The 25,115-nt window shown below is 66.4% G+C and carries 23 protein-coding genes and 2 pseudogenes; 5 read left to right on the forward strand and 20 right to left on the reverse strand.

From position 1 onward, the window contains the following. Positions 1-25 precede the first annotated feature (25 nt). Complete coding sequence (locus C477_RS03070) at positions 26-1,588, forward strand: sensor histidine kinase (protein WP_008892964.1); 1,563 nt, start codon at positions 26-28, stop codon at positions 1,586-1,588. A 60-nt stretch (positions 1,589-1,648) separates the two neighbouring features. On the opposite strand, the gene asnB is transcribed toward C477_RS03070, so the two are convergent. Beyond that, positions 1,649-3,517, reverse strand: a complete 1,869-nt coding sequence (gene asnB, locus C477_RS03075; RefSeq protein WP_008892965.1) for an asparagine synthase (glutamine-hydrolyzing) — start codon at positions 3,515-3,517, stop codon at positions 1,649-1,651. Positions 3,518-3,994: 477 nt separating this feature from the next. Continuing rightward, entirely contained in the window at positions 3,995-4,792 is a 798-nt protein-coding gene (locus C477_RS03080) for a sulfurtransferase (RefSeq protein WP_008892966.1), read from the reverse strand. A gap of 281 nt (positions 4,793-5,073) precedes the next feature. On the opposite strand from C477_RS03080, the gene C477_RS03085 reads away from it, so the two are divergent. Next, on the forward strand, positions 5,074-5,931 hold the full coding sequence (locus tag C477_RS03085; protein ID WP_008892967.1) for a sulfurtransferase: 858 nt from the start codon (positions 5,074-5,076) through the stop codon (positions 5,929-5,931). A gap of 91 nt (positions 5,932-6,022) precedes the next feature. Here C477_RS03085 and C477_RS03090 read toward each other — a convergent pair whose 3' ends face one another. Then, positions 6,023-6,469 carry a DUF2391 family protein gene (locus tag C477_RS03090; protein WP_008892968.1) on the reverse strand — a complete coding sequence of 149 codons (447 nt, stop codon included), beginning with the start codon at positions 6,467-6,469 and terminating at the stop codon, positions 6,023-6,025. Between the two features lie 135 nt (positions 6,470-6,604). Beyond that, positions 6,605-7,801: a polysaccharide deacetylase family protein gene (locus C477_RS03095; protein WP_008892969.1), complete on the reverse strand. Its 1,197-nt coding sequence runs from the start codon at positions 7,799-7,801 to the stop codon at positions 6,605-6,607. A 184-nt stretch (positions 7,802-7,985) separates the two neighbouring features. On the opposite strand from C477_RS03095, the gene C477_RS03100 reads away from it, so the two are divergent. Beyond that, positions 7,986-8,621 (forward strand): hypothetical protein, encoded by a 636-nt coding sequence (locus C477_RS03100; protein ID WP_008892970.1) that lies wholly within the window; start codon positions 7,986-7,988, stop codon positions 8,619-8,621. A 71-nt stretch (positions 8,622-8,692) separates the two neighbouring features. Here the strand turns inward: C477_RS03100 and C477_RS03105 are convergent, their stop codons facing one another. The 4 genes and pseudogenes from C477_RS03105 to C477_RS03120 form a co-directional block, all read right to left on the reverse strand. After that, entirely contained in the window at positions 8,693-8,965 is a 273-nt protein-coding gene (locus tag C477_RS03105) for a DUF7553 family protein (protein ID WP_008892971.1), read from the reverse strand. 74 nt (positions 8,966-9,039) lie between these two features. Beyond that, complete coding sequence (gene thiM, locus C477_RS03110; protein ID WP_008892972.1) at positions 9,040-9,879, reverse strand: hydroxyethylthiazole kinase; 840 nt, start codon at positions 9,877-9,879, stop codon at positions 9,040-9,042. Further along, a complete protein-coding gene (gene thiE / locus C477_RS03115; protein WP_008892973.1) occupies positions 9,872-10,540 on the reverse strand; it encodes a thiamine phosphate synthase in 669 nt (222 codons plus the stop codon). Before thiE ends, thiM begins: the two co-directional genes overlap by 8 nt. 159 nt (positions 10,541-10,699) lie before the next feature. Beyond that, a pseudogene (locus C477_RS03120) lies at positions 10,700-11,300 on the reverse strand (N-acetyltransferase family protein). 850 nt (positions 11,301-12,150) lie between these two features. Here C477_RS03120 and C477_RS03125 point away from each other — a divergent pair. Further along, on the forward strand, positions 12,151-13,110 hold the full coding sequence (locus C477_RS03125) for an AEC family transporter (RefSeq protein ID WP_008892975.1): 960 nt from the start codon (positions 12,151-12,153) through the stop codon (positions 13,108-13,110). Between the two features lie 19 nt (positions 13,111-13,129). Here the strand turns inward: C477_RS03125 and C477_RS03130 are convergent, their stop codons facing one another. The 6 genes from C477_RS03130 to pfdA all read right to left on the reverse strand — a co-directional run bounded on the left by C477_RS03130 (position 13,130) and on the right by pfdA (position 20,546). Beyond that, positions 13,130-13,849 carry a phosphatase PAP2 family protein gene (locus tag C477_RS03130; protein ID WP_008892976.1) on the reverse strand — a complete coding sequence of 240 codons (720 nt, stop codon included), beginning with the start codon at positions 13,847-13,849 and terminating at the stop codon, positions 13,130-13,132. A gap of 354 nt (positions 13,850-14,203) precedes the next feature. Beyond that, positions 14,204-15,832 (reverse strand): Coenzyme F420 hydrogenase/dehydrogenase, beta subunit C-terminal domain, encoded by a 1,629-nt coding sequence (locus tag C477_RS03135; RefSeq protein WP_008892977.1) that lies wholly within the window; start codon positions 15,830-15,832, stop codon positions 14,204-14,206. Continuing rightward, complete coding sequence (locus tag C477_RS03140; RefSeq protein ID WP_008892978.1) at positions 15,822-17,522, reverse strand: nitrite/sulfite reductase; 1,701 nt, start codon at positions 17,520-17,522, stop codon at positions 15,822-15,824. The genes C477_RS03135 and C477_RS03140 overlap by 11 nt, the downstream gene beginning before the upstream one ends. A gap of 283 nt (positions 17,523-17,805) precedes the next feature. Next, on the reverse strand, positions 17,806-18,390 hold the full coding sequence (locus C477_RS03145; protein WP_239641836.1) for a hypothetical protein: 585 nt from the start codon (positions 18,388-18,390) through the stop codon (positions 17,806-17,808). A gap of 137 nt (positions 18,391-18,527) precedes the next feature. Beyond that, complete coding sequence (gene ftsY, locus C477_RS03150; RefSeq protein WP_008892980.1) at positions 18,528-20,075, reverse strand: signal recognition particle-docking protein FtsY; 1,548 nt, start codon at positions 20,073-20,075, stop codon at positions 18,528-18,530. A gap of 21 nt (positions 20,076-20,096) precedes the next feature. After that, entirely contained in the window at positions 20,097-20,546 is a 450-nt protein-coding gene (gene pfdA / locus C477_RS03155) for a prefoldin subunit alpha (RefSeq protein ID WP_008892981.1), read from the reverse strand. A gap of 505 nt (positions 20,547-21,051) precedes the next feature. Between pfdA and C477_RS03160 the strand changes: the two genes are divergently transcribed. Continuing rightward, positions 21,052-21,363 (forward strand): ASCH domain-containing protein, encoded by a 312-nt coding sequence (locus tag C477_RS03160; RefSeq protein WP_008892983.1) that lies wholly within the window; start codon positions 21,052-21,054, stop codon positions 21,361-21,363. Between the two features lie 332 nt (positions 21,364-21,695). Here C477_RS03160 and C477_RS03165 read toward each other — a convergent pair whose 3' ends face one another. The 6 genes and pseudogenes from C477_RS03165 to C477_RS03190 all read right to left on the reverse strand — a co-directional run. Further along, positions 21,696-22,361: a translation initiation factor IF-6 gene (locus C477_RS03165; protein ID WP_008892984.1), complete on the reverse strand. Its 666-nt coding sequence runs from the start codon at positions 22,359-22,361 to the stop codon at positions 21,696-21,698. A gap of 2 nt (positions 22,362-22,363) precedes the next feature. Then, complete coding sequence (locus C477_RS03170; RefSeq protein WP_008892985.1) at positions 22,364-22,642, reverse strand: 50S ribosomal protein L31e; 279 nt, start codon at positions 22,640-22,642, stop codon at positions 22,364-22,366. A gap of 2 nt (positions 22,643-22,644) precedes the next feature. After that, positions 22,645-22,797 carry a 50S ribosomal protein L39e gene (locus tag C477_RS03175; protein WP_004267621.1) on the reverse strand — a complete coding sequence of 51 codons (153 nt, stop codon included), beginning with the start codon at positions 22,795-22,797 and terminating at the stop codon, positions 22,645-22,647. Between the two features lie 78 nt (positions 22,798-22,875). Continuing rightward, complete coding sequence (locus C477_RS03180) at positions 22,876-23,841, reverse strand: hypothetical protein (protein ID WP_008892986.1); 966 nt, start codon at positions 23,839-23,841, stop codon at positions 22,876-22,878. Positions 23,842-24,008: 167 nt separating this feature from the next. Further along, the gene (gene thpR / locus C477_RS03185) at positions 24,009-24,566 is read right to left on the reverse strand and encodes an RNA 2',3'-cyclic phosphodiesterase (RefSeq protein ID WP_008892987.1); all 558 of its coding nucleotides are present in this window, start codon (positions 24,564-24,566) and stop codon (positions 24,009-24,011) included. Between the two features lie 122 nt (positions 24,567-24,688). Beyond that, a pseudogene (locus C477_RS03190) lies at positions 24,689-25,115 on the reverse strand (hypothetical protein); the annotation flags it as partial.

Raw genomic sequence — 25,115 nt, forward strand, 5'->3', positions numbered from 1 at the left:
CGGGATAATCGCGTTCTAGCCACAGATGGGCGACCGATCAGAACCGACGGAACCGCGCGACGGCGACGCGTCCGCCGCCTACGAGCGGATCGCTGACGCCGTGTTCGCACTCGACGACGAGTGGCGGTTCACCTTTCTGAACGACCGAGCCGAGCGACTGCTCGAGCGGTCCGAGAGCGAACTGCTCGGGGCGGTCGTCTGGGACGACTACGCCGACGCGTTCGAGTCGTCCCGACGAGCGTTCGAGCGCTCGTTCGAGACGCAGGAACCGGTCTCCTTCGACGCGTTCTCCCGGCCCTTCGACGCGAGGCTCGAGGGTCGCGTCCACCCCTCGGAGACGGGGATCACGGTCTGCGTGCGCGAGGTGAGCGACCGCAACGGTCGAGAGAGAGGAACCCGGGAGCGCGAGCGTGCGCTCAGGGACGCCTACGAGGTCATCGCGGATCCGGATCGACCGTTCGACGACCAGCTCGAGGCGCTGCTGGGCGTCGTTCGACGGACGATCGGCACGGAGTACGCGGCGCTGTCGTGCGTCCACGAAGACGCCAACGAATACATCTTCGAGGTCGTCGACGCGCCCGACGGCGATCTCGAGGCGGGAGACACCGCCCCGCTCGAGGCAACCAACTGCGAACGAGTCGTCAGGACCGAGCGAACGCTCGTCCTCGAGGACGTCGACGAAGACGCGCCGGAACTGGCCGATCGCGCGGGCAACGCCGAGTGGGGGATCTCCTGTTATCTCGGCACGCCGGTCACCGTCGACGGCGAGGTCTACGGGACGTTCTGCTTCTACGATCTGGACGCCAGAACCGAGGAGTTCTCCGACTGGGAGGTCACCTTCGTCGAGCTGCTCGGTAACTGGGTGAGCGCCGAACTCGAGCGCCGCCGGTACGAGCGGGAACTCGAGGAATCGAACGAGCGGCTCGAACAGTTCGCCTACACCGCCAGCCACGACCTGCAGGAACCGCTCCGGATGGTCACGAACTACCTGTCGCTGATCGATCGACGGTACGGTGACGACCTCGATGACGACGCCGAGGAGTTCATCGAGTTCGCCGTCGACGGCGCCGAGCGCATGCGCAACATGATTGACGGATTGCTCGCGTACTCCCGCGTCGAAACGCGAGGGGACCCCTTCCAACCGGTCGACCTCGACGCCGTCCTCGAGGACGTGCGGAGCGATCTGGAGCTCAGGTTCGAGGAGACCGACGCGGTGATCTCGAGCGAGTCGCTGCCCCGCGTCGAGGGAGATCCCGGCCAGTTGCGGCAGGTGTTCCAGAATCTCCTCTCGAACGCCGTCGAGTACAGCGACGGTCCGCCGCGAGTTCAGATTAGTGCCGAGCGTCGCGGCGACATGTGGGAGCTTTCGGTCAGCGACGAGGGCATCGGCATCGATCCCGACGATCAGGAGCGGATCTTCGAGGTGTTCGAACGCCTGCACAGCCACGAAGAGCACGACGGGACGGGGATCGGCCTGGCGCTCTGTCGACGCATCGTCGAGCGCCACGGCGGCGAGATCCGGGTCGACGCCGACCCCGACGAAGGGGCGACGTTCCGGTTCACGCTCCCGGCGGCTCGAGACCTGTGACCGCCGCGGCTCGAGCCGAACGGCGCAGCGACGGGGATGACGGGCGACGCGACGACGGTGTCAGACAACCGCGTTCTGCTCGTCGATGAAGGAGTGGTACCACGCGACGTAAGTGAGAATCATCCAGAGCGTCCGGCCGACCGACTCCTCGCCGCGGCGGTGGGCGTCCCGGAGCGCCGTGGCCCGGCTCGCGTCGACGTACGGCGTCTGTCGGAGTTTCTCCCGCGTGAACCAGGTCTCGATCGAGTCGTGTTCCTCCTCGAACCAGTCCTCGACGGGCGGGCGCATCCCCATCTTCTCGCGCTCGAGGATCTGATCAGGGAGGAGGTCGCTGACGGCGGTTTTGAGTACCCGCTTGACGTCGTCGTCGTTGACCTTGAGCTCGGCCGGCAGCGAGTGGGCGAACTCGACCATCTCCGTCGAGAGGAAGGGGACGCGAAGCTCGAGCGACTGGGCCATGCTCATGTGGTCGGCTTTGTAGAGGTGGTAGTCGGGCAGCGTGTAGCCCGTCTCGTAGGTCGACATGTGCTGCTCTAAGGACGGATCCGCGACCTCCGCGGTGACCTCGCCGACGTTCGCCCGCAGGCCGGAGGTCGCGGCGGACTCCCCCGTCCGGAGGAACTCGTCCGGTTCGGGTCGGAAGGTCGTGAAGCCACAGACGTGGTTGAGCAGCATCTCCTCGTTGTTCTTCAGCCCGGAGAAGTACCGGAGGTGTTTGTTTCCGACCGGCGCCACCTGCGCGACGGCACCGGCGACGTCGTGGGTGAACTCCGGCATGAAGTCGACCTTGCGCTTGTGTTCGGGGACGTGCTGGTACCACGGGTAGCCCGCGAACAGTTCGTCGGCGCCCTCGCCGGCCAGCGCGACCTTGACGTCCTGGCTGGCCCGCTCGGAGAGGGCGAACATCGGCAGCATCTGCAGGTGGCCCGTCGGCTCGCCGAGGTACTGCATCATCTCGCCGAACAGGTCCATCGACGAGAGGTCGATGGGGACTTCGGTGTGGTCGGTGCCGAAGTGGTCCGCGACGAGCCGCGCCTCGTCGCTCTCGTCGAGGCGGTCGTCGGTAAACGAAACGGAGTAGGTCTTCAGGGGCTCGTCCTTCAGTTGCGAGGCGATCCCGGTGACGGCGGAGGAGTCCAGCCCGCCCGAGAGGAACGCCCCGACCGGCACGTCCGCCATCAGGCGCTTCTCGACGGAGCGTTCGAACAGGGTCCGAAGTCGGTCGGCCGCCGCCGCCATCGACGTCGTCCGCGTCCCGGTCTCGAGGTCGAGCAGGTCCCAGTACGTTCGCGTCTCGACGCCGTCGTCGGTGATCGTCACCGACTGCCCCGGCTCGACCTTCCAGACGTCCTCCAGCAGGGTCTGGGGCGCCGGCGTGTACTCGAGCGAGAAGTGGTTGTAGACGGCCGCGGGATCGATCGTCCGGTCGACGCCGCCGATCAGCAGCGCCGGGAGTTCGCTCCCCCAGACGTACCCCCGGTCGTTCGTCCCGAAGTACAGCGGCTTGATGCCGAACCGGTCGCGGGCGAGGAAGACGGTCTCCGCCTCGCGGTCCCAGATGGAGAACGCGAACATGCCCTCGAGATGGGAGACCATCTCCTCGCCGTACTCCTCCCAGAGGTGGACCAACACTTCGGTGTCGCACTCGCTCTCGAACCGATGGCCCTCGCGGGAGAGTCGATCGCGCAACTCGCCGTGGTTGTAGATCTCGCCGTTGAAGACCACGCCGACCGTCTCGTCCTCGTTCCACTTCGGTTGGGAGCCGCCCTCGAGGTCGACGATCGAGAGGCGGCGCGCCCCCATCATGAGCCCCGCGTCGCGGTCGAGGTACGACCCCTCCTCGTCGGGGCCGCGATGTTCGATCCAATCGAGCATCGACGAGAGCGTCTCGTCGTGGGTCCACCCGTACGCACCAACGATGCCGCACATACCCGATCAACCGAGAATATCGGCCCTTGTAATAGAGGCCTTGCAGCCCGGTAAGCGGCCCGTTACTGTTGGGAGATCTACAATAACCGCATTCGAGGCGAGTATCGCGATAGTCGACCGGTTTCGTCCATAGCGCTAACCGGACGAATCAACGAGTACATAGTCGGAGCGAACGGTACCGTATGCCGCACCTAGAACGGGCCGTCGGACAGGCGGCAGCAGTCGGCCCAACGCGAACGGAATCCGCTGATCGATTCGACTCGAGCGTTTCTCGAGGCTCGCATCGGTCTCGGCTTCGCCGCGCTCCGTCTCGAGGGTTCGCTCACTTCGTTCGCTCAACCTCGCCCGTTTCGCGGCTCCCTATTGGTCACCGCTCCACTACGCGGTCGACGAGTGAGCATAGCGAACGAGTCGACCGCGCCGCGCTCCACGGCTCACTCTGTTCGCCGTTCCACCTCGAGGCCTCATTCGCTCCGCTCACTCGGCCTCGCCGCTCTCTACCTCCCCGTCGTTCGCCACCCACTCCGTCAGACTCCCCTCGTAGAAGGCGACGTCCTCGTACCCCAGCGCGCGCAGGACGACGTAGGTGTGGCTGATCCGCCGGGCGGTGTTGCAGTAGAGCACGATCTCGCGGTCGGGCGTGATTCCGTACTCGGCCAGCAGGTCCTCGAGTTCGGCCGCGGGTTTCAACCGGCGCGTCTCGTCGTCGACGACCTCGCGCCAGTCGAACCGGACCGCGCCGGGCAGGCGGGCCTCCTCGAACTCGTGGGCCTCGCGCGTGTCGACGAACAGCGCGCCGTGCTCGAGGGCCGCCTCGACGGCGTCGTAATCGACCAGCGGGCTCTCCTCGGGCGCCAGCGGATCGGGGTCGTACTCGGTCGACTCGACGTCGGGGGTCTCGCTCGAGGTCTCGTACTCCTGGTTCCAGGCGCTGTAGTCGCCGTCGAGCAGGCGCACGTCGTCGTGGCCGTACTCGAGGGCCGTGAGCACGAACCGGGCGGCGAAGACGCCGTGGGTGTCGTCGTAGGCGACGATCGTGTCCTCGGGCGTGATGCCGGCCTCGGAAAGGAGGTCGGCGAAGGCCTCGGCGCCGGGGAGGGTCCCGCGGTCGACATCGCTCTCGTCGCGGTAGCTGTCGAACGGGATGCTGACGGCACCGGGAATGTGACCGATGCCGTCGTACTCCCAGGCGTCCCTGACGTCGACGATGCGTACCTGCGAATCCTCCCGGTGCGCTGCGAGCCAGTCCGGCGTGACGACGACGGAGTCGTTCATTACGCGGTCACTAGGAGTGAAGCTCCGAGAACGCACCGGTTTGGACGTGAACGACAGGATACCGGGACAGTGGCAACTATTGCTGGTGTCAGCCGACGAAACGTATCGCTAACCTGGATTATTCGCCGAAAATACCGCCGCTCAGCTTCTTTCAACAGCTGTGAACGGAGACGAACGGCGCGGGCGCGCAAAGTTGTGGCAAGTATTTCCTCCAGAGTCGATCGGTGTCCGAATTGACCGGTTAAGTAGTCCCTTTGTGTGTCGCCGTTGAACGGGCGTGTATGGCAACCGACTACGCCAACGACGTACTCGTGTCCGCCGACTGGGTCGAGGAGCGCCTCGACGAGTTCCAGGACGACGACTCCGACCTCCGACTGGTCGAAGTCGACGTCGACACGGAAGCCTACGAGGAAGAGCACGCCCCCGGTGCGATCGGGTTCAACTGGGAGACGCAGCTCCAGGACCAGACCCAGCGAGACATCCTCGAGAAGGAGGACTTCGAGGAACTGCTCGGCAGTCATGGCATCAGCGAGGACGACACGGTCGTCCTCTACGGCGACAACTCCAACTGGTTCGCCGCCTACGCCTACTGGCAGTTCAAGTACTACGGCCACGACGACGTCAAGCTGCTCGACGGCGGCCGCGAGTACTGGCTCGAGAACGACTACACGACCACCGACGAGGAGCCCGACTTCTCCGAGACCGAGTACGACGCGGCCGGCCCGCGCGAGAGCATCCGCGCCTACCGAGAGGACGTCGAGAACGCGATCGAGCGCGGCGTTCCGCTCGTCGACGTTCGCTCGCCCGAGGAGTACTCCGGCGAGGTCCTCGCGCCCCCGGGACTCCAGGAGACCGCCCAGCGCGGCGGCCACATCCCCGGCGCCAGCAACATCTCGTGGGCGGCCGTCACCAACGACGACGGCACCTTCAAGGACTACGACGAGCTCGAGGAGCTCTACGCCGAGGAAGACATCGACGGCGACGAGACGACCGTCGCCTACTGCCGCATCGGCGAGCGCTCCTCCGTCGCCTGGTTCGCCCTGCACGAACTGCTCGGCTACGAGGACACCGTCAACTACGACGGTTCCTGGACCGAGTGGGGCAACCTGGTCAACGCGCCGATCGAAAAGGGCAACTGAGCGATACGTAGCGGGCTTCGATTTTCCGTTTTTCTCCGACTCGAGTGGCGACCGCGTCATCGTCCCGATTGGCCACGAACCGCAAAACCGTCTACTTCGAGAAGACGCTGTCGGCGGTCGCCGCGCCGACGATGCTGAACACGGAGCCGATGCTGACGGCCTTGAGCGTCGTCCACGCTACGTCGCCCGTCGTTCCGGGTTCTTGGATCAACGTCGCAGGGGCGTTAAACAGCAACGCGAGGATCAGTACCGAGCCGAACGAGACGAGCAACAGCGAGATAAAGCGGACCGGCACGCCGGCGACCTCCTGTTCGGCGTCCGGATCGCGAGTCGTGTCTGCCGTGTACAGCGCACCGTAGCCGATCGCCGAGACGACGCAGATCGTCAGCACCGCCTGTATCGCGCTCATGCTACCCGCGAGGGTCCAGACCTCCTCGGTCACGACGAACGGGCCGGCGAGCAGGAAGCCGCCGACGATCTGCTGTGCCGAGTCGGCCACCCGGAACTGACGGGGGCGTCGCGGCCGTCGGATTTTCATGCACCCCTGTTTCTAATCGTCCGTGAAATACCGACCGATCGGTACGTGGGTGCGTGGTTGACGATATCGCGATCGCCGTCGCTCGCGGGCGGTAGCTGCGAGAAAAAACGACCGGTCTACTGCCGGAATACGACGTTATTCGTGCAGGTAGTCCGACGCGAGATCGGACGGCGTGATGACCTCGAGATCGCCGTTCGATTCGAGGTCGGCGACCACTTCGAGCGTCGCGTCGAGGTTCTCGAGCTCGCGGAACGAGATCGTCGTGATCGTCCGCTGGTCGGCGGTCCACTCGAGGAGCGTCTCGGCCTCCTCGGCGTCGGGGTTGGTCGCGCGGGGCACCATGGCGGGGTTGGTCACGTGGCCGTGGCCGGGGAAGCCGCCGACGAACCCGAGGTCGTGGTGCTCCGCGACCAGTTCGAGGGTGGTGTCGTCGTACCGGTTGAGCGGGTACGAGAAGTACTCGGCGTCGAACCCGTGGTCCTCGAGCCACGAGACGGCGTTGGTGATCTCGGCTTCCTGACTCTCCGCGTCGAGCGCGGTGAGATCGGTGCCGGTCGCGCCCTCGCTGGCGATCGTCCAGCCGTCCTCCTGGAGCGACTCGAGCTCGTCCACCGAGGGGTAGCCGGACCCGCCCACGTAGTCGGTGCGGACGAATGCGGTCGCGGGGAGGTCGTGTTCCGCGAGCGCCGAGGCGGCCTCGACGGCGGCCGACCCGTCGGGGAACTCGAGCAGCACCTTCCCGGTGTCGGGTCGCTTGACGAAGTGGTAGTCGTCGACCCACAGGGACATCTCTCGGTCGCCGGCCCAGAACGAGACCTTGGTGTGAGCGATCGAACTCAGGTCCGGGTCGCCGACGGTCTTCTTGTAACCGAGATCGTGACGGGCGAACGAGCCGTCGGCCTCGACCGCACACTGGAGCAGCAGTCGGTTGCCGTCGGTGTCCGAGAGCTGGATGACCGGATTGACCTCGCGATCGCTCGCGAACGCCAGCGCGGGGAGCTCGTCGGAGAGGTCGCGCGGCGAGTCGAACTCGCGTTTGATCATGACGCGCGTGTCGGACTCGCCGGCGTCCATTCGGGCGGACTGGGAGCCGACGTGCGTGCGCTCCTCGTCGGCGCTCATCGAGCCCTCCATCACCGTCCACTTCGAGAGGTCCTCGAACTCGTCGAACGAGCCCGGATCCTCGTTGATCGGGTCCGACGATCCGTTCTCGTCGCCGGTTTCGTTCCCGTTCTCGTCGCCGTTTTCTTCGTCGGTCTCCGAACCGCTCAGGGCGGAACAACCGGCGAACAGCGTCGCACCGGCAGTCGCGAGATACACTCGTCGTTTCATTCCGATCGAGGAAATTCGATAGAGGGTGATTGTTATAGCTCGGTTATCGTCAGGAACGGCGGTATTAACCGGCGGCTGATAGTCGGAATGGACCAGCTACTCTCCTGGTCGGTTCTCGACCGTCCCGACGGGTCGCAAGCGCTATCGCGACAGACCTAACTCGAGGCCCGTTGAAGGGGCCAGTATGACAGCTGCCGAGGCGTTCGTCGAAGCCGTTGAGGAGGACAACCAGACCGCGCTCTCCCGACTCGGGTCCTCGAAGTCGCTGTACGCCGACACCGACGGCGACATCGACACCGAACCCGTCCTCCGGGCGACCGCCGACGCCGAGCACGCCGCCTGGCAGACGTTCGTCGAGTGGGCCGACGACGAGAGCCACGAGGCGGCCCGCGAGGCCTTCGAGACCACCGCCGAGGAGGAGCAGGGCCACTACGAGACCGTCCTCGACCACCTCGGTGACGAGGAGTACGAACCGCAGGAAGTGCCCGCGCTCCACGAGTACCTGCGCGACCTCGAGTCGACCGTCGAGCGCGTCGGCGCCTTCGTCGGCCGGATCCTCGCGAGCCAGCGCTCGAAGGACCAGGTCGTCGGCTACTTCGTCGGCGACGCCGACCCCCAGACCGCGAGCGTCTTCCGCGAGTTCGGCGACGATCTGGACGCTCAACTCGAGCGAGCGAGCGACCTCCTCGAGGACGTCTGCGAGGACGAAGACGACCGCGAGCGCGCTCACGAGGCCGCCGACGGGGCGATCGAGGCCGCCTACGACGAGTACGTCGAGAGCCTCGAGGCGATGGGCGCGAATCCCAAGCCCGTCTGCTGATCGCGACCGGGCGCTGATCGGACCCGAGTACTGGCCGAAAAACGAGTGATTCGGTGCCGTTCGAACCGCGTTCAGACGCCTTCGACCGTCTCCCGGAACGCCCGGACCGACTCGAGGGCGTCGGCGACCTGGTCGGCGACCTCGCCGCCTTCTTCGTCGGCGATATCGGAGAGGATGTGCTCGTGACGGGCCAGTTTGCCGTGGTCGGGGCCGCGATCGGCCTCGGCGAGAGTGGCGAACTCGTCGGCCTGGTTCTCGAGGCGCTCGCGGGTCTCGTCGTCGGAGGCGGTGTCCGCGGCGTCTCGGAGCGTCGCTGCTGCGTCTTCGAGGTTTTCTCGTGCCATACGCTGACGTTCACCCGGGGCGGTTAAAACGGTTTCAATCGCTCCCGCGAGGTGGACCCTCTCGAAAACTGTCGTTAGTCGACACGCTCGATCCGTCCCGCGAGATCCAGTTCGGCCGCCGTCTCCGGATCGAAGCCGGCGACGGCGTCGTGGAAGTTCGTCCGGAAGCTGGCCGGCCCCTCGTGGGGCATCTCGGCCGCGCGTTCGCCGGCGATGCCGAAGGCGAGCGCGCCGTGGACGGCGGCCGTCGGCGCGTCGTCGACGGCGCCGCGGAAGGCCGCGAGCGTGGCCCCGAGCATGCAGCCCGTGCCGACGACCTCGGAGAGCCGTTCGTGACCGGCCGCGAGCCGGACCGCGCCGTCGTCGGTCGCGACGACGTCCTCGACACCCGAGGCGACGACCGTCGCGCCCGTCGAGTCCGCCAGCGACCGGGCCGCGTCCTCGATCTCGTCGTACTCGCCGACCGACTCGACGCCCTTCACCTCGGCTTCGACGCCCGCGAGCGCGCTGATCTCGCCGTAGTTGCCCTTGATGATCGAGAAGTCGAGATCCTCGAGCAGCGCCTCGGCGACCGCCTCCCGCGTGGGCGTGGCCCCGACGCCGACGGGGTCGAGCACGACCGGGATGTCGCGCTCGGCGGCGGTCGCCCCGGCATCGTGCATGGCCTCGACTTTCCCCTCGGGCACCTGTCCGGTGTTGAGCAGGATCGCGGCGGCGCCGGCGGCCATCTCGCCGGCGTCGCCCGGCGAGTCGGCCATCACCGGGAGCGCGTCCCAGTGGAGGGTGAGGTTGGCCACGTCGTTCATCGTCACTTCGTTGGTCAGGTGCTGGACGAGCGGCGACCCCCGGTCGATCGCGCGCAGCGAGTCCGCGAGCTCGTCGCCGGTAATACCATCGGGTAGTGAATCACTCATCGGCTACCGATGCGTCCCCGACCCCCTTCGCAGTTTCGACGGCGTCCGCGAGCGCCGCAGTCGCGGCCCGCGGATCGTCGGCCGCGGTGATCTCGGAGATGACGGCCACGCCGGTCGCTCCGGCCTCGACGACCGGAGCCGCGTTGTCGGCCGTGACGCCGCCGATGCCGACGACCGGAATCGAGACCGCGTCGACGATCTCTGCGATCCGCTCCGGGCCGACACCGTTCTTGTACCGGTCGACGTCCTTCGAGGTCGTCCCGTAGACGGTGCCGACGCCGAGGTAGTCCGCCCCTGCGGCCTCGGCCTCGAGGGCCTCCTCGGCCGTCGCCGTCGAGCAGCCGACGATCGCTTCGGGGCCGAGCAGCTCCCGCGCGACGGCCACCGGGAGGTCCGATTGGCCGACGTGGACACCGTCGGCGTCGATCGCCTCGGCGACGTCGACCCGATCGTTGACGATCAGGTCTACGCCCGCCTCGGCAGTCAGTTCGCGCAGTTCGAGGCCCAGTTCGTACCGCCAGCGGGCGTCGGTGTCCTTCTCGCGAAGTTGGACGACGTCGACGCCGCCCTCGATCGCCGCGCGGACGACGTCGATCGTCGAGCGGTCGCCGGAGATCGACTGCTGAGTGACGAGGTACGTGCCGTACTCCGATGGGTCCATGGGAGAAACTGGCGTGACAGATCCACTAAGCGACTGTGGTTCCCGGACACGGGCGTTCGGACCGCGCGGTTCCGATCCGGGGGGCGGCGCTCAGGACTCGAGGGAGTCCTCGCGGGTCACATCCGTTCCCCGCTCGCCGTGCCGAGATCTTCACTGCGTTCAGATCTCGCTCGTCCGAACCAGCGCGTTCCAGTCGGCCTCGTCGAGTCGATTCCGGAGCGCGGGCAGCGGCGTGATCGGCTCCGGATCGGCTGTCTTCTCGTCGATTCCGCGTCGCCACCAGGCGACGTCGCGCCACTCGCCTTCGGTGTGCCCGATCGCCGGGAAGTCGACGCAGCGCTCGAAGCCCAGCCGCTCGTGGAACCGCTCGGTTTCGGGGTTGGGAACCCGTCGTCACGGCGTAGGCGTCGCGGACGCCCTGGCGCTCGAGAACCGCGAACAGCGACTCGTAGAGCGCGCGGCCGATGCCCGACTGACGGTCGTCGTCGGCGACGTAGACAGAGAGTTCGACCGTCCACTGGTAGGCCCGGCGCTTTCGCAGCCGGCTCGCGTAGGCGTAGCCGACGACCGCGCCCTCGCGCTCGCAGACGAGCCACGGATAGGTCTCGAGGGTCGACGCGATTCGATCGGCCACCTCGGCCTCGGTCGGCGGCGCTTCCTCGAACGTGACCGCCGTCGACTCGCAGAAGGGAGCGTAGATATCGCGGACCGCGGCGGCGTCGTCCGGCGTTGCGACTCGAATCCGCGCGTCGGCTGTCATACGGTCGTCTCTTGCCGACTCGAGGGATATAGTAGCCACTGAAAGTCAATGTACACCTGATCGCATAGCTGCGTTGCAATCAGTGTGTAAATCGTTTCAGTGGCTACTACGGTCCCCTGAAACCGGCGGCGCCGAGAGCCGGGGCTGGCCAGTTGAGTGCCTCGAGAACGACGGCTTCCCGTCGTATCTTCGGTTTGTGACCAGAAGCACTTAAAGAGAGACCGCAACCACCGCGTCGGACCACCGAGCGAACGGAGTGGTGACTACGCGAAATTGGACTCCGCAGAACGGCGCTCTCCCGTCGTATCACTACCTTGTGACCAGAACAACTTAAAGCGACACGGCAAAACGGGGCTCGCTCACTCGGCGAACGTAGTGACTCCTCGGTCGAGAACCACTCGAGAAGGACCGCTTCTCCGTCGTATCTTCACCTTGTGACCAGAACCACTTAAAGAAAACCGCGTGCGTCACGTTCGACCGTCGGGGAATGCAGCCGTGGCTACTCGAGATCGTGCTCCGGAGAACGACGCTGTCCCGTCGTAGCTTCACCTTGTGACGAGAAGCACTTAAAGTCAGTCCGCGTTCACCGGGCTGGACTACCGAGCGAACGACAGTAGCGACTACGCGAAAGTGAACCTCGAAGAACCGCGTCCTCCCGTCATAGCTCTACCTTGTGACCAGAGCCACTTAAAGGACGAACGGGACCGCGACGCCGGAAGGAGCAGTCAGTGCTCCGACCGTAACGTCCATACCGAGCACTGAGAGTATCATAGCCGTGATGCAGGGCACGACTGCGAGGACGACGCATCCCTCGAGCCGACCGCCTCGCGGGGAGGGTGAGCGCTGACCGATGGCCGACCTGCTCGGCATCTTCGCCTCGGCGATCGGGCCGATCGTCACGATCGCGGGGGTCGGCTACGTCCTGGCGACCGTCAAGCAGATCGATCCGGAGCCGCTGAACACGGCCGTCGTCTACGTGCTGGCGCCCGCGCTGGTATTTCACAGTCTCGCCGTCACGGAACTCGCCGCGGCGACGCTCGCGCGAGTGACGGTCGGCGTCGTCCTCTTTACCGCGGCGATGTGGGGGCTCGCCGAACTGACCGGACGCGCCACCGGCGAGCGCGAGCCAGCGTTGAGCGCCCTGGTCCTCGTCGCGATCTTCACCAACTCGGGGAACCTCGGGATCCCCGTCTCCGACTTCGCGTTCGGCGACGTCGGGCGGGAGACGGCCGTCCTCTACCTCTCGATCCAGTCGGTGCTGATGTACACCCTCGGCGTCTACATTGCCTCCCGGAGCAGCGGCTCCGCCGGACTCGAGGGGGTTCGCCGGGTGTTCTACATTCCGCTGGCCTACGCCGTCGTCGCCGCGCTGGTCGCCCGGGCGCTGGATCTGGTTCCGCCCGCCGACGCGGCGGCGATGGAGACGCTGCAACTCGTCGGCGACGCCTCGATCCCGCTCATGCTGCTCATCCTCGGGATCCAGCTCGCGCGCACCGACACCGCCTCGGCGGTCTCCCGCGCCTGGTCCGCGACGGCGCTCAAGATGGTCGTCGCGCCGCTGATCGGTCTCGGCATCGCGCTCCTGATCGGCTTCGAGAACCCGACCGTCGCGCGCGTGTTCGTCCTCGAGACCGCGATGCCGGCCGCGGTGACGCCGCTGATCCTCGTCATCGAGTTCGCCGGCGGCGTCCGCTCCGAGGGAGTGCTCGTCTCGGAGTACGTCTCGACGTGCGTGTTCCTGACGACGCTGCTGGCGATCCCGGTGCTCACCGTGTTGATCGCGGTACTGCAGTCCGGCGTCGTGCTGTGACGAAAATTCGGGCCGTCGGTCACCCTCGAGCGGACGACCGGTCGCGACCGCCGCGCGCGAACTGCAACCCGCCGAACACGACGAGCGTGGCGACGAAGACCAGCACGGCGTCGATCGCGGCGCCGCTCGTCGCGAGCGCGACGACGCCGACCGCGACGGCGATCGCGAACGCGACCGTCTGCTCGTCGGTCGGGTAGCGAGCCGTCAGCCGGTTCGCGACCACCAGGAACGTCACGCCGACGGCGACCCCGGCGACGACGTCGACGAGATAGTGAACTCCCAGCGCGATTCTCGAGGCGCAAACGAGCGAGACGACCGTCGCCGCCGCGGCGGCCCGCTGGCGGACTGTCCCGATCGAGAGCCGCCGGGCGAGGCCGCCGTAGACGACCGTCGTCAGGACGGCGTGTCCGCTCGGGAACCCGTAGCCGTCGGCCGTCCCCGTCGCCTCGTACAGGGATCGAGCCGTCGGCCCCAGCGCCTCGAGGGCCACGAGCGGCTGTCCGGGTCGGGGCAGAGCGAAGGCGTATTTCAGGGCGGTCACCAGCGAGAAGCCGGCCAGCATCAGCCCGACGAGGACGACGGCGTCCTCGCGGTCGTCCGGTCGAAGCCAGTAGACGACCCCGACGAGGAGGGCCAGAAACCAGACGTCCCCCAACTGGGTCAAGAGAGCGACCAACAGGGCCGCCCACTCGGGGAGCGCGTCCTGAATCGCGGTTACGATACCGATACCTCTGGACATGCGAGCCGCTACGATGACGGTTCACTAATCGGTGTCGACTGCACACAGACTCGGGTCCGCCATACTCGTCTGCCGAGCGACGGAGCCACCGCTGCGAAGGAGACTCGATCGTCCTCGAGAATCCGGCCGAGGACGACTTCCCGCCATAGCTCTACCTTGTGACCAGAGGCACTTAAAGAACCGTCGGCGCTCGAGGACGGCGAGAGTACAATCGTCGTTCCGAAACGAGCGGGACGGCGTCAGCGGATGAGAATACTGACGGGTACGACGCCAGCGAATGTGAACACGAGCGGAGACGAACGCCAACGGACGAGAACGCGATCTCGAACGATGGCAACCGAAAACGAAGTCGACCTAGTGACCCTGGTCGTGCGGGTTCAGCGCGGTGCCGTAGTTCTCGGCGTGGTCGGTGTAGTCGATGAATCGCGGCGCGTCGGGGTCGAAGGGACGCTCAAGGCTCTCGAAGGCCTTCTTCTTGTCCCAACCCTGGAGCTTGCCGACCGCCGAGCGGTCCTCGAGATCGTGGTAGTCGAGTTTCGGCTCGGTCATTTCCCAGGCCTTCATCCCCTGGTCGGTCCGGATGATGACGCTCGAGTACTCGTCGGAAGAGCCGACGGAGCCGACGGTGATGTCCGAACAGAAGCCGGTGAAGTCGGCACACTCGTCACAGCCCTTGAGCGCGGCGTCGTGGAAGTTCTCGATGTCCTCCTCGACGATCATCTCGCCGTCGTGGTCGTAGACCATCATCTTCCCGTTGAGGACGTCCATCTTGCCGATCTCCGACGGGGAGATGCCACGCTTCTCCTCGAGTTGCTCGCCCATGAGGCTGTGGTAGTTGAAGTTCTTCGTACACATCAGCGCGATCGTGTAGTCGACCGCGCGGATGCCCTCGTTCTGGGCCTGGTAGTCCCACTCGAAGTCCTGCAGGGCGCGGATGCCCTCGATCTCACACGGCGTGCCGACGATGGCCAGCGAGAGGTCGTCCCAGTCCTTGTCGGGGAGCTTGTGCTCCCACTGTTTCAGGTCGAGGTTGCCGAGCGCGAGCGTCTGGTTGTAGACGGTGCCGGCGTTCTCGACGAGCTCCTCGGTGGTCGTCGCGAGGAAGCTCTCGGCCTTCCACTCTTCCTCTTCGCTCTCGGTCGCGACGAGGGCGCCGTCGATCTCGCCCTCCTCGAGCAGCGTCGAGAGGACGCCGGTGACGACGCCGCCGTCCTGGGCCTGATCGGTCCAGTCGTCCTCGACCTTCGCGGAGAACTCCGTGATCGGATCGCCGGCGCCCTTGACGTTGTCTTCGCCGCCGGTGATCTTCCACTGGCGCTCGTAGCGCATGCCGCCGCGGGGACAGAAGTCCCAACAGAGCGAACAGCCGGTACACATCTTGACCAGCTTCGGGAGGTCGTCCTCGCCGACGCCGATCGAGTCGGACGGACAGGCGGCGACGCAGGTCCCACACTGGATACACCGTCCTTCGTCGATGACGGCCTCGTCCAGCTCCATGAACCAGGTCTTCTCGTCGGGCGTCTCGATGTCGTTCATCTGCGACCGGATCGAGTACTCGGGGGTGTCGAGGTCGACGCCGTCCGGAATCCCGACGCGGGTATCGGGCGCGTCGTCGTAGACGTCCTGGCTCACGTTCTCGGCGGGCTCGGTGAACTCGAGGTCGCCGAGTTCGCCCATCTCGTCGACGTTAGCAGCGCCGGCCCCGTCGGTGGCGACGCGCTTGTCGTCGGCCGAGCCTGCGGACGCGGCCGGTTCGGCCGTCTTCTCGCCGCAGGTGCAGGTGTCGGGCGAGCAGCTGTCGCCCTCAGTATTACCGCCGTCGGTGGCGATAGCGCCGTCTCGAGCATTCTCGGTTCCATCGCGGGAACGCGGCGCGGCGCCGCCGGTCTCGGGGAACATCACGGCCTCGTCGTCGTCCGTGTTCGACTCGGGGACGGTCGGGAACACCGGCTCGTCGGCATCGTCGGAGCCGTTAGTCCCCATGGGCAACACCTCGTGCGACCGGCGCGTCGGCCCCTTGCATGATCTTTCGGAGGCGCTCGTTGTCGACGCGGCGGGTCCACTCGTAGAACTTCTCGCCGTCGTCGCGACCCTCGCTGTAGGCCTCGAACAGCTGCTCGAGGGCGGGGATCACGGCGTGGGCGGGCACGGCGTTCTCGACCCAGTCGAGGAACTCGTTGTCTGCGCCGAGCGAGCCGCCGAGTCCGAAGTCCATCCCTTCGACGATGTTGTCGCCTTCGGCGTTGGTGCTGTTCTCGTCCTCGACTTTGACCGTCTCGCCGCGGAAACCGATATCGGCGATCTGGGGCTGGGCGCAGGACGCCGAGCAGCCGGACATGTGCATCCGGATGGCCTCGATGTCGTCGGGGACGTCGATGCGCTCGTCGAGTTCGCGAGCCCAGCGCTTGGTTCGCTTCTTGGTCTCGATGATCGCGTAGTTACAGAACTCGTTGCCCGTACAGCCGACCGCACCGCGGGAGAACGGCCCCGGATCGGGGCTGTACTCCCGGGCGAACGGCTCCGCGAGGAGGTCGTCGACGTTCTCCTCGGGGATGTGGGTGATGAGGAAGTTCTGGTCGGTCGCCAGACGCACGGAGGCGTCCTCGGTGCCGTACTTTTTGGCGGCGCGGGCCGCCGCGGCGAACTCGTCGCCGCCCATGCGGCCGGCGATCACGTTGAAGCCGACGTACTTCAGGCCGTCCTGCTTCTGGTCGTGGACGCCGACGTGGTCGCCCTGGTAGCCGACGGTCAGGTTCTCGCCGCCGGTTGGCAGATCGATCGTACAGCGGTCACGGATGGCCTCCTCGAACTTCTCGGGGCCCATCTGCTCGACGAGGTAGCGCATGCGGCAGACGCCGCGGTTGTTGCGGTCGCCGAGTTCCTTGAACGTCTGGGCGACGGCGCGGCAGAACTCCACGGCGTCCTCGGGTCGGATGAAGATGTCGAGCTCCGAGCCCATCCGCGGGCCGTCGGAGAGGCCGCCGCCGACGCGAGCGTGGAAACCGTAGAGGTACTCGCCGTCGATCTCCTTTTTCGCGGGGACGAGACCGATGTCGTTGATCTGGGATTGCGCGCAGTCGTGGGCGCAGCCGGTGATCGTGATCTTGAACTTCCGCGGGAGGTTGGCGTACTCGCGGTTCTCGGTGAAGAAGTCCGAGACGGCTTCGATGACCGGTTGCGCGTTGAAACACTCGTGGTCGTCGAGTCCGGCCGCGGGGCACCCGAGGACGTTCCGGGCTGAGTCGCCACAGCCCTGGACCGTCGTCAGGCCGACCTCGTCGTACCGTTCCCACATCTCCGGGACGTCCTCGACGCGGATCCAGTGTTTCTGGATGTCCTGGCGGGTCGTGATGTCGAGGTAGGCGTCGCCCCAGAGTTCGTTCTGCTCTTCGCCGCCGTACTCCTCGGGAGCGACGGCGTAGTCGTCGGTAACCTCGCCGATGACCTCGGCCTGCTCGGGCGTGAGCTTGCCGCCCGGAACCTTGGTCCGGATCATGAAGTAGCCCTCCTGCTTCTGGGCGTACATGCCGGCCCACTTCAGGCGCTCCCACTCGCCGCCGCCGGCGCGCTCCTCGATCTCCTCGAAGGAGAGCTCCTCGTCGGCGTAGTCGTAGACGTCGTCGATAACGTCGAGCGGGTGCTTGTTCTGTTTGTATTGCTCCGTCGTATTCATAGATACCACCGCTGGCGAGCGCTGCCAGTAGCCAGCGCGGTCACACTATCGTGAAGGACCATCGTTTAGCAGGTAGTAACACCCTAGCCCTATACCACCCTGCAAAGGGGCGAATCATGACGAGGGTCGTCCGAACAAGAAAATATTGCCTTCTTCGGAAGCCGCGGTTCTCTCCGCGGTCGAGAGACCCCCTCCGAGCGGACGGTAACGGTGTCAGATCAGTCCGCTCGAGCGAAGGTCGTCACCGATGAATGCAGTATTTTCCGGTAATTGAGCAGCCGTCTCAGTGGAAACAGGCGACGGGATCGCCCGCGCTCCGCGGGTCGGGATCGAACGTCGGCTCGTCGGCGAGGCCAGCGTAGCGAGCCCGGAGGACGATCTGGTCGTCGACGTAGTAGGTGACGCGGATGGACCGCTCGGATTCCTCGGGCGTCCGTCGTATTTTGGTCGTCAGATCGTAGACGAGCGAGACCAGTTTCGCCTCGCGGTCGGACCCCGCATCGACCGGTTTCACTCCCCTCGCCTCGAGGTCGAACTCGAACCCCTCGGTCTCTGATCCGTACTTCTCGAGAAAGGCGTTGTGCTGGTACGCCGCTTCGAAATCGCGGACGTACTCGCCGGCCGACTCGAGCAGCGGGTCCGGCGGGGTCGGATACGTCGCGGGTTCGAGAGCTCCGTCGCGGATGGGCGGGGACGGGTCAGGCCGATCGACGTCGTCGCAGTCGAATTCGTCGGCCGGAACGACGCCGGAATCGAGCGACTCCTCGGACTCCGAGTTCGTGAGATCGCCTTCGAAGCAGCCTGCAGCCCCCAGAGACAGCCCCACCATCGATGTGAGAAGGGCGCGGCGGGAACGGGGTTTGCGCATACATTGGTGTCAGCCAGATATTATATGTAAGTTTCGTATTCCCGTCGAATGATGGTTCGTCGGTCCGCGCCTCGAGGGAGAATCGACGAGTTGTGGCCGCGAAGTAGCCGAATCGACGCCGGGACGCCGTTCGATCGCTATTCGTCGTCCTCGAGCAGGCGATCGACCATCTCCTCGGGATCGAACGGGTCGATGTCGTCGTACCCCTGACCGACACCGAGGAACAGGATCGGCTTCCCGGTGACGTGTGCGATCGAGATCGCCGCGCCGCCGTTGGAGTCGGCGTCGGCTTTCGTCAGGATCGCCCCGTCGATCTCGGCGGCCTCGTTGAACTCGCGGGCGCGGTTGACGGCGTCCTGTCCGGCAACGGCCTCGTCGACGAACAGCGTCATGTCCGGGCCGACGACGCGATCGATCTTCTCGAGTTGATCCATCAGCCCCTCGTTAGTGTGGAGCCGACCCGCGGTGTCGCCGAGCACGACGTCGATGTCGTTGGCCTCGGCGTACTCGACGCCGTCGTAGAGCACGGCGGCGGGGTCGCCGCCCTGTTCGTGGGTAATGAGTTTCGTACCGAGCGCCTCGGCGTGTTGCTCGATCTGCTCGTTGGCCCCGGCGCGGTAGGTGTCGCCGTTGGCCATCACCGTCGAGTAGCCTCGTTCCTCGAAGTAGCGGCTCAGCTTCGCGATCGACGTCGTCTTCCCGACGCCGTTGACGCCGGTGAAGACGATGGTAACCGGTTTGTCCGCGGCGGCGATGCGCTCGTCGAAGTCGAACTGGCCGACGCTGATCACGTCGTAGATCGCGTCGCGCAGCGCCTCCTCGATCACGTCGCCCGTCGAGGTCGTGAACGACCGGGTTTCCCCGACCAGTTCGTCGCGCAGGTTGTCGAGGATCTCCTCGGTGACGCCCATCTCCACGTCGCTCGAGAGCAACGCCATCTCGAGTTCGTGCAGGGGGTCCTCGAGGTCTTCCTCCTCGATGACGAACTTCCCCTTGACGAGCGAGCGGGCCTTGGTACCGAACCCGGTCGAGGACGACCCCTCGTCGGCGTCGGCGTCCGCCTCATCCACCTCATCGTCGTCTTCGAGTGCGTCGTCCTCGAGTTCATCGGCCTCGGCTGCGTCGGCCGTCTCGGCCTCGAGTTCGCCCTCGGCGCCGTCGGCCGGCTCGACGTCGGCAGCCGGTTCGTCCTCGGCCTCGTCCGTCTCCTCGTCGGCCTCGCTGCCCCGTTTGATGATTCCCTTGAGGTCGAATCCGGAGCTCTCCTCTTCGTCGGCTTCGGGCTCCGACTCCGCCTCAGGCTCGGGTTCAGGTTCGGCCTCGGGTTCCGGCTGCGCAGCCGACGGATCGTCCGTCGACGCCGCGCTGGGGGTCGACGCGGGTTCCGGCTCGTCGGCCTCCGGTTCGGCGCCGGCCGCCGTCGTCTCGTTCGGCGCCGCCGTCTCGGCCTCGAGTTCGCTCTCGGACTCGTCGACCGGTTCACCGGTAGTATCAGGAGCGTCCGGAGTCGTTGCGTCGTCCTCGCGGGCCTCGGCCGCGTCGGCCGCCGGCTCAGACTCGGCTTCGATCTCCTCGGCTTGCGCCTCTTCGAGTTCGTCCTCGTCGACTTCCTCGACGTTCTCTTCGGCGGCTTCTTCGGCGTCTTTCCGGAAGCTCCCGAGTTTCTCCTTCAGGTTGTCAAACATGGTGGGAAAGGGGTCCCGTCGTTACTCGTCGGGCTGTTGACCCTGGCCCATCTGCTGCATCTGCTGTTGCATCGCCTGCTGCTGAAGCTGCTGGGCCTGCTGCTCGAGCTCCTCGCTCTCGGTCTCGAGTTCGGCGATCTCGCTGTTGATCTCGTCGACCCGGTCGTCGAGGTTCTCCTTCTTGCTCTCGAGGGCGTCGACGGCGTCGTCCTCCTCGAGTTCCGCGGCGTAGTCGGCGCCGAGTTCGACGATCACTTCGTCGATGTCCTCGATGGTGGCACGAAGGTAGGCGCCGCCGCCGATGGGCACCTGTACCGTCGAGTCCGTGTCCAGCGTCTCGAGGGCCTCGATGGCCTCGTCGGTCTCGGTTTTCTGTTGCTGGACGCCCTCGACGCTCTGTTCGAGTGCCTCGATCTGTTCTTCGATCTCCTGTATCTCCTGGGACAGCTGCTGTAGTTGTTGCTGACTCATTGTTGGGTATCGTCCTCGAGTTCGATCTGTCTTCGCTTCGATCCGCATCGACTCTCGAGCCGAGAGAGAACGCGTTCGCAACCGACGCTCTCGTTTTCGGTCACGGCCGCGGTTTCGCGCGCCGCGAAACCGTCGTAATCGGCAACCCGGCCGGTGACCGCAAACCGACTCATGGCTATCACTCCGGCAGGCAGTCGGAAGAATGTTCCTTTCCATCGAAGCCCCGACACCGTTCACGGTAGCCGTCGGCGTTCCGTCGGTCTCCGGACCGAACGGCCGATATCTGACCGGGCTGCCGCCGGAAGAGCCGCCGGGGAACGTACGCGGGCCGCGTTTCCGCCGACCGATCGCGTCGGGTCCGACGCCGTCGAACTCGGAGGCAGGTGCCCGTCGGTCGCGTCTTGGGACGGCGCCGTCTCGTCCTCCGGAGTCGCGTCGCTACGACGTCCGGGGTATCGCGAGGGGCTAACTGACTTTGCGCGCGACGTCGTAGCCCCGCCGAACCATGACCGAACTCGACGCCGACGACCTGCTGCCCAGCGACCGAATGCGAAATCAAGTCCTCGAGGGCGAGGTCACCCAGATCCACCGCGGCCACCAGTACGCCGAAGAAGGCGATACGTTCGTCATCGACGGCACGACCTTCGAGGTGACCGACGTGACCGAACGGACGCTCGGCGATCTGACCGACGAAGACGCTCAGGCGGAGGGGATGGACGACCTCGAGGGGTATCGACGCATGCTCGAGCACGCCCACGAGAACTTCGAGTGGGACGACGACAGCGAGGTCGTTCGCCACCGTTTCGAACGGCAGTAGCCGCTACGCGACGCGTTCCCGGTCGAAGATTCCTTTCAGTACGGCAGTCGTGACGACGAACGCCGTCGCGAACACGGCGCCCTGGCGGAGTCCTTCATCGATCGGTTCCGCACCGAGGGCGGCATAGCAGACGCGAGTGACGCCAAAGCGAGGAACAGCAATTCGTAGTACAGGAGTCGGTGCCGTTCCAGATACGCCTCGAACCGCCGGTACCGATCCTGGACCGCCATTCTGTGCTCGAGACGACGACCGCGCGCAGTAAAAGTATTTCTTCAGCAACGAATCCGAGCGGGAACGAACAGTCGCCCCAGAACCATCGGCCGAAGGGCCGGTCAGTCCAGATAACCGAGGGCGTCCTCGATCCGTCCCAGTTCCGGACCCGTCGTGTTCTCGCCGACGACGTAGCCGGAGTCGTTGGCGATCAGGCCCGAGCCGACCAGCGGCGCGCCGTAGTTGACGGTGCCGACGTCGGCCCGGACGTCGAGCGTCTCCTCTAAGACGTCCAGTTCCTCGTCGGTCGCCTTGGGGTGACAGAGCACCCCGGAGTTCGTCGCGACCGCGGCGGTCCCGACCGTGCGAACGCCCGCGAGGTCGCCGCGTTCGACGGGGACCTCGAGGGTATCTTCGACGATCTGGACCGTTTCCCGCGGGAGGTCGGGGTGGACGTACGCGCCGTAGTCGTTGGCGAGCACGACGTTTCCGGCGGCGTTGATGTTCCCCGGAAGCTCCGCAACGGGCACGTCGACCGCGTCCTCGAGCGCCTCGCGCTCGTACTCGAGGACGCGGGCGCTGACGAGCAGCCCGTTCTCGTTACCCGTGGCTAACGCGCCGACCGTCGAGGAACCGCCGACGGTCGTCTGCACCGCGGGCACCTCGAGTTCGTCGGTCAGGTCGGCGACGACGTCGTCGTCGACGTCCGGGCGAACGAGCACGCACGAGTCGGTCGAGCGGGCGAAGACGCCGACGTACGCCGACCCGGCGAAGGCGAGGCGTTGCAAGTTTAGTCGGCGACCTCGGCCTCGACGACGGCCTCACCCTCTTCGTCGAAGCGGGCCGCGCGGACGCGCAGCTTTCGCGGCGGGTTGGAGCGACCGTTCGACCAGACTTCCTCGTTGATCGAGGGGTCCAGGCGGATGGCGTCCTCGTCGACCGCGAAGTGTTTCGCGAGGTGTTCGCGGATCAGCCGCATCGCGTAGTCGGCGGCCTCGTGGTTGGCCCCCTTCTTGACGTCGCGCAGCGGAACGGTAACGACGCGTTCCTCGAAATCACTTGCACTCATCGTTACTCGTCAGTGTCGTTGCGCCGCCAGTTGCGTCGCTTGGGGTTGCGCTGGACTTCCATGTCAGTCTTCATCATGACCCAGGCCGGCACGCGGCTGTTCTGGTTCTCGAGTTTGGCAAGACGCTTCTTCTTGCCCTTCGATTTCTTACCCATAGTAGCCGAACGTAGCCCGCGGTGGCTTAAAATCTTGTCCATCTTCGCGACGCGGGCCGACGGCGCCGTCGCCGGCGGTTACGGCCCCACAGCCCGCTCGAGGTAGCGCGTTATGCCCTCGAGCGTCGCCTCGCTCAGGTCGGTCGTGTACGACCAGTTCTCGACGCCGTCGGTGCCGTCGTGGCGGTGGAACGCCTCGTGGTCGTAGCAGCCGGTGCCGTGGAATCGGGTGCCGGCGCCGATCTCGTCCCGGCCGGCGTAGGCCGACGCCATCGGGGACACGCGCAGCGTCTCGTCGTCGGTCCGGATCGCTTCGCCGAGGTCGTGATCGCACGGCGAGTCGCCGACCGCCTCGGCGACGTCGCTCGAGAGGAACGTGTGCAGCGTCTCGTGGATCGCCATGTTTCGCGTGACGGCCCGGGAATCCCAGACCTCGCTGGCGCCGACGTTCGCCACCGTCAGCGCGTCGCCGGGGCTCCCGTGGGCGTCGTCGCCGACGTGCGCGTTCGGCGACAGCGTCCCGCCGTATCCGACCCGGTAGTTCAGCGGCTCCCAACGCAGCAGCAGGTGGCAGGTCGAGCCCGTCAGCGCGTCGCGTCCCCGAAGCCGACGGTGGAACCCGTCGAGGACCGTCTCGAGCGATGGAAGGACGACGTCGGACGGGCGCCGTACCGCCGAACGGGAGGGCCGAATCGATCCGGCGCGCTCGACGGTGATCTCGAGGGACTCGAGTCGCGATCGCTCGCGGGCGTAGTCGAGAACCTGCGCGACGGCGTCCTCGACGGCCGCCGTCGCGTCCCGCAGCGCCGGCGGCCAGTCGCCCGATCCGGCGACGGCGTTCGGCAGTCGGAGCCGCAACGGGAGCGGACCGGAGTAAACGCGGATCCGAAACGGGGTCTCGGCGGCGTCGGCGACCGCTCGAGCGCCGGCTCGAGACCACGAGACGCCGGCCGCGCCGCCGACGGCGGCCAGCACCTCTCGGCGCGAGACGATGCGCCCGCTTACGGCCGCGTCGTCGAGTCCGGTCGGAAGCGACGGCGTCACGAGCGATCGACGGCGGTCTCGGCCATCGTGTCCGCTCGCTACGCCGAGCGTCGGTATCGATGTCGACCTTGCATTCGCCGAGCGGCCGGTTCCGGCCCGCACAGCGACTCTCGTAGCGGGGCGACACACTATCTCGCCGGATCGACGCGGCCGCTATCGACGGCCGGCTACTCGAGGGGGAACGACTCGACCGTCGAGTACACCGGCCCCGAATCGGTGAGGGTGCTCTCGGTCAGGCGCACCTCCTCGACCGTCGTCTCGCCGATCGTCGGGTCGCGCTCGCGGACGAGTTCCTGAACCAGGTCCTTGCCGCCGGCGTGTTCCATCCGCGCGAGCGTGACGTGGGGCGTGAAGTCGTGGGACTCCGGCTCGAACCCCATCGCCGTCGTTCGCTCCTCGAGCGCCTCGTGGAGCTGCGTGAGTTCCTCGCCGCCGGTCTCGGTGCCGAGCCAGACCACGCTGATGTAGTCGAGGCTCGGGAAGACGCCGAGCCCGCCGTAGCGGACCGTGAAGGGGTCGACGTCGGCGTCTGCGACCGCGGCCTCGAGCTCCCGCTCGAGGGCGGGGAGTCGATCCTCGTCCACATCGCCGAGGAACTTCAGCGTGACGTGGGCCTGCTCGGGATCCGTGAAGTTCAGCCCGCTGGCGTCCTCGAACGCATCCTGCAGGTCGGCGACCGACGCCGCGAGGTCGTCGGGGAGGTCGACGCTGACGAACAGTCGCATATCGGGCGTCCGGTCGGCAGGCTATTGAATCGTGTGCCGGGCAACGTCGTCAGCGCGGCGATCGTCGCCGTCGACGCGGAGAAAAACGAGTGGGGGCTATTCGGTCGACGGTCCGGGACCGATCACTCGAACTCGTCCTCGAGGTCGCTGAAGTCCTTGATGACGTGGTAGCTGATCAGATCGTCCGGCTCGTCCTGTGCGATACCGATCACGAGGCTCTGTTCGTCGGTGTCGTCGACCGACACGGTGTCGGTCTTCCTCGGGCCGCTCTGTGACGGGTCATCGGAGTCGGTCTCGTTGGCGGTGTCGTTCCCGTCGGTTTCGTTGGCGCCGTCGGGCTCGACGTCGCCGTCCTCGACGGACGCGTTGGCCAACTCCTCGTCGGCCGTCGAGTCGGATTCGTTCGTCTCGTTCGTCTCGTTTCCGGAGTCGTCGCTCGAGTCGTCGGTGGTTCCCTCCTCGAGGGGATCGTCGAGCGCGACCGTGACCTCGTAGTCGCCGGTGTCGGTCCAGACGTCGTCGTACTGGGCCTGTCTCTTATACACATCT

The sequence above is a fragment of the Haloterrigena salina JCM 13891 genome (assembly GCF_000337495.1).
Taxonomy (GTDB): Archaea; Halobacteriota; Halobacteria; order Halobacteriales; family Natrialbaceae; genus Haloterrigena; species Haloterrigena salina.